12 protein-coding genes are annotated in these 12,869 nt (G+C 72.2%); 5 read left to right on the top strand and 7 right to left on the bottom strand.

Going from position 1 to position 12,869, the window contains the following annotated elements:
• Positions 1-98: 98 nt before the first annotated feature.
• On the top strand, positions 99-1,616 hold the full coding sequence (locus ACZ44S_RS10790; protein ID WP_466926917.1) for an alpha/beta hydrolase: 1,518 nt from the start codon (positions 99-101) through the stop codon (positions 1,614-1,616).
• 76 nt (positions 1,617-1,692) lie between these two features.
• On the opposite strand, the gene moeZ is transcribed toward ACZ44S_RS10790, so the two are convergent.
• The 7 genes from moeZ to ACZ44S_RS10755 all read right to left on the bottom strand — a co-directional run bounded on the left by moeZ (position 1,693) and on the right by ACZ44S_RS10755 (position 10,677).
• Positions 1,693-2,871 carry an adenylyltransferase/sulfurtransferase MoeZ gene (gene moeZ / locus ACZ44S_RS10785; protein ID WP_190161480.1) on the bottom strand — a complete coding sequence of 393 codons (1,179 nt, stop codon included), beginning with the start codon at positions 2,869-2,871 and terminating at the stop codon, positions 1,693-1,695.
• Positions 2,872-2,934: 63 nt separating this feature from the next.
• Positions 2,935-3,708, bottom strand: coding sequence for a spherulation-specific family 4 protein (locus ACZ44S_RS10780; protein ID WP_466926914.1), 774 nt, complete (start codon positions 3,706-3,708; stop codon positions 2,935-2,937).
• Positions 3,696-4,742 (bottom strand): NAD-dependent epimerase/dehydratase, encoded by a 1,047-nt coding sequence (locus tag ACZ44S_RS10775; protein ID WP_466926912.1) that lies wholly within the window; start codon positions 4,740-4,742, stop codon positions 3,696-3,698. The genes ACZ44S_RS10780 and ACZ44S_RS10775 overlap by 13 nt, the downstream gene beginning before the upstream one ends.
• Positions 4,743-5,093: 351 nt before the next feature.
• Positions 5,094-6,209, bottom strand: a complete 1,116-nt coding sequence (locus ACZ44S_RS10770; protein WP_466926909.1) for a hypothetical protein — start codon at positions 6,207-6,209, stop codon at positions 5,094-5,096.
• Complete coding sequence (locus ACZ44S_RS10765) at positions 6,206-7,861, bottom strand: DUF3492 domain-containing protein (protein WP_466926906.1); 1,656 nt, start codon at positions 7,859-7,861, stop codon at positions 6,206-6,208. Before ACZ44S_RS10765 ends, ACZ44S_RS10770 begins: the two co-directional genes overlap by 4 nt.
• A gap of 258 nt (positions 7,862-8,119) precedes the next feature.
• Positions 8,120-9,613: a DUF3152 domain-containing protein gene (locus tag ACZ44S_RS10760; protein WP_466926903.1), complete on the bottom strand. Its 1,494-nt coding sequence runs from the start codon at positions 9,611-9,613 to the stop codon at positions 8,120-8,122.
• An 8-nt stretch (positions 9,614-9,621) separates the two neighbouring features.
• Positions 9,622-10,677 carry an alpha/beta fold hydrolase gene (locus ACZ44S_RS10755; RefSeq protein ID WP_466926900.1) on the bottom strand — a complete coding sequence of 352 codons (1,056 nt, stop codon included), beginning with the start codon at positions 10,675-10,677 and terminating at the stop codon, positions 9,622-9,624.
• Between the two features lie 197 nt (positions 10,678-10,874).
• Between ACZ44S_RS10755 and ACZ44S_RS10750 the strand changes: the two genes are divergently transcribed.
• From ACZ44S_RS10750 to ACZ44S_RS10735, 4 genes are all read left to right on the top strand, one after another.
• Complete coding sequence (locus ACZ44S_RS10750; RefSeq protein WP_466926898.1) at positions 10,875-11,102, top strand: hypothetical protein; 228 nt, start codon at positions 10,875-10,877, stop codon at positions 11,100-11,102.
• A gap of 198 nt (positions 11,103-11,300) precedes the next feature.
• Positions 11,301-11,945: a TetR/AcrR family transcriptional regulator gene (locus ACZ44S_RS10745; RefSeq protein ID WP_149547509.1), complete on the top strand. Its 645-nt coding sequence runs from the start codon at positions 11,301-11,303 to the stop codon at positions 11,943-11,945.
• A 150-nt stretch (positions 11,946-12,095) separates the two neighbouring features.
• A complete protein-coding gene (locus ACZ44S_RS10740) occupies positions 12,096-12,323 on the top strand; it encodes a DUF3107 domain-containing protein (RefSeq protein WP_019522837.1) in 228 nt (75 codons plus the stop codon).
• Between the two features lie 229 nt (positions 12,324-12,552).
• Positions 12,553-12,819, top strand: coding sequence for a hypothetical protein (locus ACZ44S_RS10735; protein ID WP_466926895.1), 267 nt, complete (start codon positions 12,553-12,555; stop codon positions 12,817-12,819).
• The last annotated feature ends 50 nt before the right edge of the window (positions 12,820-12,869 follow it).

Genomic DNA, 12,869 nt, shown 5'->3' with positions numbered 1-12,869 from the left:
TATCCACAGGCCGCCCCGGCCGGCGGTGAAACTGCCTACCATGGCCTGACCGCCATCCGTGGCACAGCGCGGACGGCCAGCGAGGGGGGAATTGACACATGACCCGTTTCACACGGTGGACGGCCCTGACGGTCGCCGCCGCGCTACTGACGGCGGGCTGCAGCGGCTCCGGCTCGTCGGACGACGACTCCGGCGACAAGGGCGGGAACGGCAACGACGGCAAGGGCGGGGCGGCCGCGCTCGAGTGGGGGGAGTGCAAGGCCTCCGGCGACGCGCCCGCACCGGGCGACGAGTGGCAGTGCGCCACACTGAAGGTGCCGCTGGACTGGTCGAAGCCGGAGGGCTCGACGATCGGGCTGGCCCTCATCCGGGCCAGGGCGACCGGGGACGACCGCCTCGGCTCCCTGCTGTTCAACTTCGGCGGGCCCGGCGGCTCGGGCGTCGCCATGATGCCGTCCTACGCCTCCACGGTCTCCAAGCTGCGCGAGCGGTACGACGTGGTCAGCTGGGACCCCCGCGGGGTGGCCGCCAGCGAGGGCGTCCGCTGCCGCGACGACAAGAGCATCCAGGCCGCCGAGTCGTCGGTGGACGGCACCCCGGACACCCCGGCCGAGGAGCAGACGTTCCTGCGGGACGCGGCCGACTTCGGCAAGGGCTGCCAGGAGAGCGCGGGAGAGCTGATGGCCCATGTCTCGACCACCGACACCGCCCGCGACATGGACCGCATCCGGCAGGCCCTCGGCGACGACCGGCTGAACTACTTCGGCATCTCCTACGGCACCGAACTCGGCGGCGTCTACGCCCACCTGTTCCCGAAGAAGGTGGGCCGGATGACGCTCGACGCGGTGGTCGATCCGACCGCCGACACCGTGGGGCACGCGAAGAACCAGACGCGCGGCTTCCAGACGGCCCTCAACAACTATCTGAAGTCCACCGGCCGGGACCCCGAGCAGGGCTCACGGGAGATCGCGGAGCTGCTGGACCGGATCGACTCCGAACCGCTGCCGACGTCCTCCTCCGGGCGTGAGCTGACGCAGTCGCTGGCGCTGACCGGCATCGTCCTGCCGCTGTACAGCAAGACCAGCTGGCCGGTGCTGACCAGTGCGCTGGAGGCCGCGGAAGAGGGGGACGGTTCGGAGCTGCTGGCCCTGGCCGACGGGTACAACGAGCGTGACGCCTCGGGCCGCTACGGCACGACGACCCACTCTCAGCGGGTCATATCGTGCCTGGACGACAAGCAGCGGCCGACGGTCGAGGAGACGAAGAAGCTGCTTCCCGAGTTCGAGAAGCTCTCGCCGGTGTTCGGCTCCTTCCTCGGCTGGGACACCGCCGGCTGGTGCCATGACTGGCCCGTTCCCGGCCAGTTCGACACCCCGGAGGTGAGTGCGCCCGGCGCGGCACCGGTCCTGGTCGTGGGCAACACGGGCGACCCGGCCACACCCTACGAGGGCGCCCGGAAGATGGCGGACGAGCTGGGCGAGGACGTCGGGGTGGTGCTCACCTGGAAGGGCGAGGGCCATGGCGCGTACGGCAGCGGCAGCGACTGCGTCGACTCCACGGTGAACGCCTATCTGCTGGACGGCACGGTGCCGAAGGACGGCAAGGTCTGCTCGTGACGACGGCGGGGGCTCCGCGCACTCGTGGTGCCCGGAGCCCCCGCGTCGGCTCGGCTCGGCGCTTCCGCGCGGCCGGTCAGTAGACCGGCTTCTCCGGCTCGATCTGGTTGACCCAGCCGATCACGCCGCCGCCCACGTGGACGGCGTCGGCGAAGCCCGCGGACTTCAGGACCGCGAGGACTTCCGCACTGCGGACACCCGTCTTGCAGTTCAAGACGATCTTCTTGTCCTGCGGCAGGCTCTCCAGGGCGTTGCCCATGAGGAACTCGTTCTTGGGGATCAGGCGGGCGCCCGGGATGGAGACGATCTCGAACTCGTTCGGCTCGCGCACGTCGATGAGCTCGATGCTCTCACCGTCGTCGATCCACTCCTTGAGCTGCTTGGGAGTGATCGTGGAGTCGGCCGCCGCGGCCTGGGCCTCCTCCGACACGACGCCGCAGAAGGCCTCGTAGTCGATGAGCTCCGTGACGGTCGGGTTCTCGCCGCAGATCGCGCAGTCGGGATCCTTGCGGACCTTGACCTGGCGGTACTGCATCTCCAGGGCGTCGTAGATCATCAGACGGCCGACGAGGGGCTCACCGATGCCGGCAAGCAGCTTGATGGCCTCATTGGCCTGGATGGAGCCGATGGACGCGCACAGCACGCCGAGGACGCCGCCCTCGGCGCAGGAGGGGACCATGCCCGGGGGCGGGGGCTCCGGGTAGAGGCAGCGGTAGCAGGGGCCGTGCTCGGACCAGAAGACGGACGCCTGGCCGTCGAAACGGTAGATCGAGCCCCATACGTACGGCTTGTTCAGCAGCACGCAGGCGTCGTTGACCAGGTAGCGGGTCGCGAAGTTGTCCGTGCCGTCGACGATCAGGTCGTACTGGCTGAAGAGGTCCATCACGTTGTCGGCCTCGAGCCGCTCCTCGTGAAGGATCACGTTCACGTACGGGTTGATGCCCTTGATCGTGTCCCGCGCGGACTCGGCCTTGGGGCGGCCGATGTCGGACTGGCTGTGGATGATCTGGCGCTGCAGGTTCGACTCGTCGACCTCGTCGAACTCCACGATGCCGAGCGTGCCCACGCCCGCGGCGGCCATGTACATCAGCCCCGGCGAACCCAGTCCGCCGGCGCCCACGAAGAGCACCTTGCTGTTCTTCAGCCGCTTCTGCCCGTCCATCCCCACATCGGGGATGATCAGGTGGCGGGAGTACCTGCGGACCTCGTCTACGGTGAGCTCGGGGGCCGGCTCGACCAGGGGTGGCAGCGACACGGGGACTCCGTTGGTCGGTCAATCACTACGGTTGTTCTCCGCTTAACACTGCCATGGCCTTTTTCATTCCGAGACACCCGTCCCAATAAGCGAGACGATGTCGTCCCAGTAGCCGGGCATGGGCTCCCAGGGGTCGGCGGGATGGACGGGGGCTCCGGGGGTGTGAGGGGTGTGGGGGGTGTGGTCTGTGAAGTAGATCGTGGCCGCCCCCTGCCAGCGGGCGATGCGTAAGGCCTCGTCCAGATGCGGCCGGGGTACTCCGTACACGAAGTGGCAGAAGCGTTCGGGCGGGTGGTCGGCGGTCCACTCCGCCACCTGCGACCAGCGGTAGTCGCTCCACGCACCGGAGAAGGTGACCAGTTGGTCGCCGTGCTCGGCGTAGCCGGGGTACGGGTGGGTGCCGTGGCCGAGGACGATGTGCGCGCCCTCATGGATCACCCGGAGCGTGGCCACGGTGCGCCGCACCTCGGGGAGCGCGGCACGGTCGGCGGGGCAGCGGTCCAGGAGGAAGCCGTCGACCTGGTACCAGTCGAGGAAGCGGTGCGCGTCCGAGATCGTCTCGCCGAAGGTACGGAGGCCGTGGGCGGTGTCGAGGTGGCCGAGGACGCGGACACCGGCGTTGCGCAGGCGGCCGGCCGCTTCCAGGCAGTGCGGGTCGGGCTGCACGCCGGGGCCGTCGGCCACGTTGAGCACCACCCAGTGAAGGGGGGTGCCCGGGCAGGCGAGTCTGCTCCACTCGGTGGGAGCGAGGAGGGGGTGCGCGAAGCCGGGGATGCCGAAGCCGGTGCGGACGTCCGTGCTCGCGGTGCCGGGTTTTGTACTGGTCAGATGCGGCATGCCGCCTCCATCCAGATGTCGGCCAGGGACTCCTCGAGATTGATGCGGGGGCGCCAGCCGAGGCGGTCCCGGGCGGTGCGGACGTCTGCCTGCTGCCAGGTGCCGCAGCCGTCGGGGTACGGGAAGGCGGTCGGGCCCGTGCCTGCGGTGGCGGTCGCGGTCGTGGCGGTGTGGTGGTGGTCGGAGTCCGGGCGGGGGTGGCCGATGGAGGGCCTCAGGTGCGGACCGTGTGAGGTGTGGGTGGTGTGGGTCAGGTGGGTGGGGTGGTGCATGCCGGGCAGCGTGTCGAGTTCGTTGAGAGCGCCGCCGTAGCCGGCCACCCGGGCGAGGATTCCGGCGGCGTCACGGAGGCGGACGGCGCGGCCCGAGCCGATGTTGATGACGCCCTGCGCGGCGGAGAGCGAGGCGGCGTGGACGGCGCGGGCGACGTCGCGGACGTCGACGAAGTCCCGCTGTGCGCCGAGGCCGCCGAGCTTGAGCTCGCCGTCGCCGGACTGCATGGCGCGGCGCATCGCCTCGGCGAGGCGGCCGAGGGGGGAGCCGGCGGGGGTGCCGGGGCCCACGGGTGAAAAGACCCGGAGGACCACGGCGTCCAGTCCGGAGCCGAGGACCAGTTCGGTGGCGGCGAGCTTGCTGACGCCGTACGGGCCGCCGGGGCGGGGGACGGCATCCTCCGCCGTGGAGGAGCCGGGCTGGCTGGGGCCGTACTCCGAGCCGCAGCCGATCTGTACGAGCCTTGCGCCGCAGCCGCTGCGGCGGAGAGCCTCACAGACGGTGGCCACGGCGACGGTGTTGTGGCGGGTCAGTTCGCGCGCGCCGCCTCTGGTGGCGCCGGCGCAGTTGACGACCACGCCGGGGTGGACGGCGTCGAGGAAGCGGGTGAGGGCGCCGGGGCTGCCGGTGGCGAGGTCGAAGCGGACGTCGGCGTCGTCGCCGCGGCCGAGGGCGGTGAGCTGGACGGCGGGGTCGGCGAGGAGGCGGTCGGCCACGAAGCGGCCGATGTAGCCGTTGGCTCCGATCAGCAGGACTCTCATCGGACGGCTCCTTCGGTGTGCGGAGCTGCTGGGCGGGGGGTCATGTGGGGTTCTCCTTCGTGCGGGTGGTGGTCGTATGCCTGCGGCGCAGCGTCCGGTGGGGTGGGGTGCGCGTGGCGCCTACGAGGGGCGGGGGGGGTGCGGGGGTGGGGGTGGGGGCGCCGCCGTCCCGCAGGCAGTCGCTGCCGCCATCCGCGGGCCGTCGTGCCTCCCCCAGTGCCTTGAGGGCCTGGGGGTACCCACAGGGGCGATGGGGGTCCCCCGCTCGAGCAAAGTCGAGAGTGGAGGGAGGCACCCCGCACGCGCCGGGCTGCGCAAACCGCCCACGGTCCACGTCAGCGCGTCGGCCCGTCACCGTGGGTGCTCCGCAGGGAGGTGCGCCGAGGCGCGGGTGAGCGTGCGGGAGGCGTGGATCAGGAGAACGAGTGCCGCCGCACCGCACGTGAGCGTGGGGACGGCCGCGGGGCTCCAGGCCGTGGTCAGGGTCTCCACCGGTGTGGACAGCGCGCCGAGACCCGGCAGGCGGGCCGCGAAAACCGTCGCAAGGGCCGTTGCCTGGGCGATCGCCGCGACCGAGAGCATCACCTTCGGCGCGTGGGTGAAGCCGTGCACCGTGAGGAGGCGTGCCAGCAACAGCAGGGCGCCCAGGGCGAGCGTCCCGGCAAACGCCAAGGGCTCGTCGAGGACGGCGGACGCCATGCCGAGCAGGGCCGCCAGCGCACCCAGGAAGAGCGCGAACGCACCGAGCAGCGCGGGGCGTGCCGACGCGGAGAAGTCCTCCAGGCCACGGCTGGACCCGAGCCTTCGGCGGGCGTGGGCGGTGAAGAGGTGGGCGGTCCAGGCGGCGGGTGCGCAGGCCAGGGCGAGGGCCAGGGCCGGGACGGCGGCGAGCGGCCAGTGTCCGTGGTCCGTGCCGTCGGGCAGACCGTCGGGGCCACCGGTGATCGCCGCGTGCAGCAGCCCGTCGCCCAGGAGGGCGTAACCGATGAGCCAGCAGACCCAGGGCGTCGTGGCCGGGCGGTGCCGGTGGCCGGGCGCGCTCAGCGGGCCTCGGCGTAGTACCGCACGGAGGGCCAGGGCGACGGCGAGGATGCCCGTGGCCGCCGCGTAGAGGCGGTTCTCGCCGTGGGTCCGGTGCAGCGCGAGCACCGCTGCCGCGCACAGGACGCCCGGGAGGAGAGGGAGGAGGAGCGTCGGGATGCTGATGCGGTTGATGTCGGTGCGGTGTGGGGTGAGAGGCGGAGGGTCGTCGTCGCGGGGAACCCGGGCGTAGAGCTCTTCGGCGAGGGAGAAGACGTCGCGGTGGCGGAAGCGCGCTGCGGTCCGGTCGGTGATGCCGTGCGCCTCGAGGCCCGCCGCGATCTCCAAGGGGTCCACCGCCCGGAGACACAGGTCGTTGTGGCGGTGCAGGAGTGCCTTGACGGGGTCGGCCGCACCCGTGCGGTTCCGTTCGTCCAGGTCGGTCATCGGGTCGTCTCCGTTGCGGGTACCGGGGTGTCCATGGCCCACGTGGGAACGGCGCGCGGGGTCGGCTCGGTCCAGTGGCCGGGGAGGTGGGCCTCGGCGGGGGCGGCGAAGGGCAGGGGCGTGCCGGTGTCACCGAGGAGGGGGCGGCGGACCGGGGTGCGCGCGACGATCTCCAGGTAGAGGCCGTGGAACGCCGAGATGTTCTGGTCGACGGTGAACAGCTCGAGCGCGCGGGCGCGTGCGGCGGCGCCGAGGCGTGCGCGGCGCTCGGGGTCGCGCAACAGGGAGACGCACGCCTCGGCGAGCGCCCGCGGATTGCGCGGTGGTACGACGAGGCCGGTGCCGCCGATGGCCTCCACGACGGCGCCGACGTCCGTGGAGACGGTCGCGCGCCCGCAGAACATCGCCTCGATCAGCCCCGCGGGGAACCCCTCGACGACGCTGGACAGGACCGTCACGGCCGCGCCGGCGTAGGCGTCGGCGGAGGTCCGCAGACCGGGGCCGCCGAGCTCCTCGAAGGACACCGGGTTGTCGCCGACGGCGTGCGGGCCGTCGGCCTCGTCCGGGAAGAGGTGGGCGGCGAGCGCCTTGCAGTGGCCGAGGTAGTCGGCGCCTTCCGGGCCCGTCGGGCCGCCGATGATCCGCAGGCGGGTCGTCGGCTCCTGCGTGCGGATCTCCGCGAAGGCGTGCAGCAGCGAGACCAGGTCCTTGGCGGGCTCCACGCGGCCGGCCCAGACGAGGGTGTGCGGGTCCGCGCGCTCCGGGGACTCCCCCACCTCCGCGAAGGGCGCGGCGTCCATGCCCGGGTACACGGTGCGCAGCTTCGCCCGGTCGGCGCCGCAGCGTTCCTGCCAGCGGCGGGCGTGGGTGTTGCCCGGTGTGATGAACGCGGCGCGGCGGTAGGTCTCGGCGGCGAGCCTGCCGTGGAAGGCGGCGAGCAGGGAGCGGACGGCGGGCGAGGAGTCCGGGCGGGTGAGGTAGTGCGTCCGCAGACGTACGCCGTACTCGGTGACGAGAAGCGGGATGCCGAGGAAGTGGTGGGCGAGCAGGCCCGGAAGGGCCGTCACTCCGCCCGCGGTGGCGTGGCACAGGTCCACCACGCCCAGCCCGTCCTCTTCGTACCAGTCGAGCGAAAGGGGGCGCAGGGCGCGTTCCAGGTGGGAGGCGACGGCCAGCAGATCCGGGACGCGCGCCTCGCGCGCGGTGCGCCGGGCACCGGGCGCACGGCAGGCGCGCTCCAGGGCGCGTACGGCCGTCTCGGAGCGGAGTGCGGCCACCAGGCCGCCCTGGTCGCGGGCGAGTTCGGCGAGGCCGTGCAGGGCGGTGGCGAAACGGTCCGCCTCGGTGGTGGAGGAGTCCGCCGGGGCGCAGAGAGCGGCGGCCAGTTCCCCGTAGTGCTCCGAGAAGAGCCGGCGGGCGCGACGGCCGTACACCACCCCGTCGTCCTCGGCGGTCCACAGCGGTGCGGTGCGCACCCTGCCGACCTGCGGCGGGAGCGGGACCCAGCCCGCGTCCTCCTGGGCTTCGTCGCTGCTGAACGCATAGACGTCGAACTCGTGCCGGTCGAGTCCGCGCACCAGACGGTCGCACCAGAGCCCGCCCTCACCGCCCACGTACGGATAACCACCCTCCGTAAGCAGTCCGATGCGCACGTGTGCACCCCCGATCTCCCGTGTGGGGAGCCGCCGTTGGCCCGGCGGCTCGCAGCGGGACGAACGTATGCGGAACAGGCGGTGGGGGGGGGGGGGGGGGGGGGGGGGGGGGGGGAAGGAGGGGGGGGGGGGGGGGGGGGGGGGTGTGTGGGGGGGGGGGGGGGGGGGGTTTTTCCCCCCCCCCCCACCAAAAGGGGTGAACGGGCGTAACTTTCCCGTGCGCGGCGCGTTTGGGCCCGCCAGGCGATCAGCCGATCATCAGCTGTTCGGGTACGCCCATGGATTCGGGCGGCAGCTGATTCCGTCGTGGTCGAGGAACTTGGTCTGCTGCTGCATCACCGGGGCCAGGTCGCCGTCCTTGTCACATGTGACGTGGCCGAAGCCCAGGCGGTGGCCGATCTCGTGGTTGATCAGCATCTGCCGGTAGGCGTGGATCTCGTCGCCGTAGGTCTCGGAGCCCTGCGCCCACCGGTACGCGTTGATCATCACACGTTCGGTGGCCGCGGAGTCGCAGGAGACGTTGTCCTCGGTGGTGTCCAGGCCCGACTTGGCACACCAGTCGGCGGTCGTCGCGGGGCTGGCGAGGGTGATCACCCAGTCGACCCGGCCGGAGTGGACGCGCTCGAAGGTGCGGGCGCCGTTGTGCGCCCAGCTGCGGTCGTCGTTGAGCGTCCTGTGCACGGCCTCCGCGAAGAGCTCACCGTCGAGGCCGAGTCCCTGCTCGACGTCCACCCGGTAGGTGATCTTCTGCCCCTTGCCGGGCGCCTTGTCGATGCCGGTGATCGCCTCGAACTTCCCCGTGCCGGCGCGGGTCTGGCCGAGCGGGTACGTCCTGTCCATCTTCTGCTGGTACGTCAGCGGCTCGGTGGAGGGAGCGGCGGGCGTCTCCCGGTCGTCACCGCGCGAGGCGGGGTCCCGGACGTCGCGGGCCTGCTCTCCGGCGGACTGCGCCTGCGCGCCGGGTGCGTCGCGTTCCTCGGCGACCTGGCCGGCCACGACGACGGCCAGGACCGTGGTGACGGCTGCGGCGGCGATCCCGGTGAACGCCCGCCCCTTGCCGCCTCGGGTCTGTGACGGCTCTCCGGCCGGCGGGTCGTTGTCGTCGTCGGCGTCGGACGGGATGCCGGTGACCGGTTCGCTGCTCCAGTCGGTGACGGCGGCGTACGGGTCGGCGGGGTGGGCGGCGGCGGGCTGCCGCGGTGCCGGGGTCCGCGTGCGCGGGGTGAAGAGGTCGGTCTCCTCGGCGAAGGCGTCGAGGTAGTCCTGGCGCGGCCCGCCCCGGGGCGCCTGCCGCTGCCGCGGGAAGGGCACACCCCGCCCGGCCGTGGGCACCGGCCCGCTCGGTCCTGGGCCGGCCATCGATCCTGGTCCGGTCGGAGGCATGCCGCCGTAACCGGCCCCGGCCGTCGTCCGGCCGTTCAGCGTCCCCCAGCCGCCGCCGGGCTCGCGCTGCTCGGGGTGCCCGCCACGCGCCTGGGGCACACCGCGTGCCGGGGTGCCGTCGGGAAGCCGCGGCACACCGTGAGCCGGCGTGCCCTCCGGCAGCCATCCGTCCGGGAGGCGCGGCACACCGTGCGCGGGAGTCCCGGGCGGGTACAGGTAGGGGTCCCCGTACCGCCCGTCCCCGCCCATGTGCGGGTCCGGACGGGTGTCCCGCCGGTCACTCCGGCGGGATTCACGGCTGTTGCGTACCGCGGTCGTGTCCGCGCTGTCGCCCTTGGGGGCGGGTCCACGGCGGCTGTGGCGTCCCACGTCGCGCCTCAGCCCCTCGTGTCGTCGGCGGTGGTTCCGCCACCTGTTTCGGCGGAGGAACCCGGAGCGCCCTGCGCGCCCGGCTCCCCAGTATCCCCTTCATCGGCCGAATGCGGTGCATCCCTGAGGAGTTCGCGGAAGGCGAGGGCCACGGTCTCGGGATACTCCATCATCGCCACGTGCCCCGCGTCGGGGATGGTCACCAGCCGGGAGTGCCGGAACGCGCGCGCCGACCGCTGGGCCATGCGGAAGCCGACGAGCTGGTCCCGGCCGCCGTAGACGAGCAGGGTCGGCGCGAGCACCCGCTCGGCCTGGCGCCACAGTCCCTGCTGGCCACCCAGGGTGTAGGCGTTGACGAGCCCCCGCGCGGAGCGCGCCATCGCATCCCAGAAGTACGGCAGCCCCAGACGTCGCTCCATCTCCTGCACCGCGTTGCGGAACCCTTCCTGCGACACCCGCGCGGGATCCCCGTAGCAGAGCTGCAGCACCCCGCGGACCCGCTGCTCCGCCGTCCACTCCCGGGTGATGCGGGTGAACAGGGTTGCGACCCCGGGCACCGCCAGCAGCCCTGTGGGGACGGCGGTGCGCTGCACCCGCAGCTCCGGCAGGGCCGGCGACACGAGGGTGAGGGTGCGCACGAGGTCGGGACGTACGGCGGCGACCCGGGTCGTGACCGCGCCGCCGAGCGAGTTGCCGAAGAGGTGTACCGGGCCGCGGCGGGTGGCGTCGAGATAGCGGATCACCGCGCGTGCGTGCGCGGTGATGGAGTAGTCGCCGTCGTCGGGTGGCGGGGAGTCGCCGAAGCCCGGCAGGTCGACGGCCTCGCTGTCGACCACGTCGTGCAGCAGCGGCATGAGGGCCGACCAGTTCAGCGAGGAGCCGCCGAGTCCATGGACGTAGAGAGCGGGCGGCAGACCCTTGCGCGCGGGCGGTCTCGACCGCACGGAGAGCGTGACGCCCGGGAGCCGTACCGACCTGAGCCGCTCGCCCTCGGCGACCCTGACGGCTGCCACTTCGGGAAGCACGTTGGCGGGCGGCACGGACGGCAGCTCGGTCGAAGACATGCGGGCAATGTTACGAGACGATCACGCGGCAGCTCATGTGTTCGGCGTCACAAGGCGCTCCGACGGGATGCGCAGCCTGTCACGTCACCGTCGCGCATCGCATAGCGTCCGGATCGAGTGTCTCCTAGTCTCGTACAGAGGGCACCCGCATGTGGCCCCTGTACTCATCAGGGACGTTCGTAGGAAGGGAGCCCAGCATGGCCGTAGACCCGACCGACCCGGAGACGTTCGAGGAGAACGAGGACGTCCGCGAGGGTGAGGAGTACGACGTCGAGGCGCCCGTGGTCGACGCGGCCGAGCAGCAGACGGAGGTGGCGCCGGACCGCGACGACCCGCTGACCGGCGTCGATCCCGACCGCGCCAACGAGGCGGACCTGGTGGAGCAGGCCCGGGTCGTCGCCCTCGACGAGGACGACTACCGGTGAGGAGTGCGCCGTCCAGGGCACCGTCGCCCGGAGAGGGGGACTCTTCTTGCCCGCTCTGACAGTTTTTGAAACCGTCCGTACGGCTTTCGCCGCCGTCCGGTCCGTGAAATTCTGCGCTCTCACCGCGCACACCACGGTTACCGAAAAGTACGATGGCGGCGCGGCTCACACCGCATATGGACGACAATGGGAGGCGGCGTGACAGCCATCGAGCAGACGGACGCGGTACGCCCGAGGGGTACACGCCTGCCGCGCCGTGCCCGACGGAACCAGTTGCTGGGCGCCGCCCAGGAAGTCTTCGTCGCGCAGGGTTACCACGCGGCCGCGATGGACGACATCGCCGAGCGCGCGGGCGTCAGCAAGCCGGTGCTGTACCAGCACTTCCCGGGCAAGCTCGACCTGTATCTCGCCCTGCTGGACCAGCACTGCGAGGCTCTGATCCAGTCCGTGCGCCACGCGCTGGCGTCGACGACGGACAACAAGCAGCGCGTCCGCGCGACCATGGACGCGTACTTCGCCTATGTCGAGGACGACGGCGGCGCGTTCCGTCTGGTCTTCGAGTCGGACCTGACGAACGAGCCCGCCGTGCGCGAGCGCGTCGACAAGGTGACCAACGACTGCGCGGAGGCGATCTGCGACGTCATCGCCGAGGACACCGGGCTGTCGCGGGCGGAGTCGATGCTGCTCGCCTCGGGGCTCGGCGGCCTCGCGCAGGTGGTGGCGCGGTCGTGGCTGCACAGCGACCGCAGCGTGCCGCGCGACCAGGCGGTGCAGTTGCTGACCTCGCTGGCCTGGCGGGGCATCGCCGGATTCCCGCTGCACGGCAACGAACAGCACCACTGAGCGCGCGGGGCGGGGACCGGCCGTTTGTTCCCGTCGGCTGTTCGCTCCTGGCGTGGCCGGGCACGGCGTGCGCGTCCCCTCACCGGGCTAATGTGTGCTGGTACGGCGCGGAAGGTCGCGCACTTCACTGACCGTCGGAGGGACATAGCCGTGGAGGTCAAGATCGGCGTGCAGCACGCGCCCCGCGAGATCGTTCTGGAGAGCGGTCAGAGCGCCGAGGAGGTCGAGCGCGTGGTGGCCGAGGCGCTGGCCGGGAAGTCGCAGCTGCTGAGCCTCGTGGACGAGCACGGCCGCAAGATCCTGGTCCCGGCCGACCGTCTCGCCTACGTCGAGATCGGCGAGCCGGCCCCGCGCAAGGTGGGCTTCGGCGCGCTCTAGGCGGCGACCGGACGTCGCGAGAAGGCCCGGCGGTCTCGTACCGCCGGGCCTTCTGCCGTTCTCGTTCCCGGCGTCACCCGCCGGGCCGTCGCGTGGTGGTGTGAGCCATCCGGGCACCGTCACGGACGGAGCACAGGTCCTTCCCAGGGGAGGATTGGATTCCGCAGGTCAGGGGTAAGACGGGCTAGGACCGATATGAGCAGGCCGGCCATGTGGGAGGGACCCCGACATGCTCTTGGAAGCGCTCAGCTCCGCCATCCTCGGCCTGGCTCTCGCGTGGGCGGCGTATCACCGCCTGTCGCACCGTCTTCCCGCCCCTGCCCTGGTCCTGCCGACCGGGGTGGCCGGAGCCCTGTTCGGCGCCTTCGTGATGAACACCGCGCTGGACGGCAACCTGCTGACGATCCTGGTCGGCGCGGTGATCGTGTCCGTGGCGTCGCTGTCGCTGCTGCTGCGCCCCGCGGGAAGACTGCGCCGCCGCTCGGCGACCGCCTGACCGGCCGCCGATGGTGGCGCAGGCGCTGAACCGGGCCGGGCGGCCCGGAG

This window comes from Streptomyces malachitofuscus (assembly GCF_055571035.1).
Note: the sequence above shows the minus strand (reverse complement) of the source record. Positions and strands in the feature narration are given on the sequence as shown.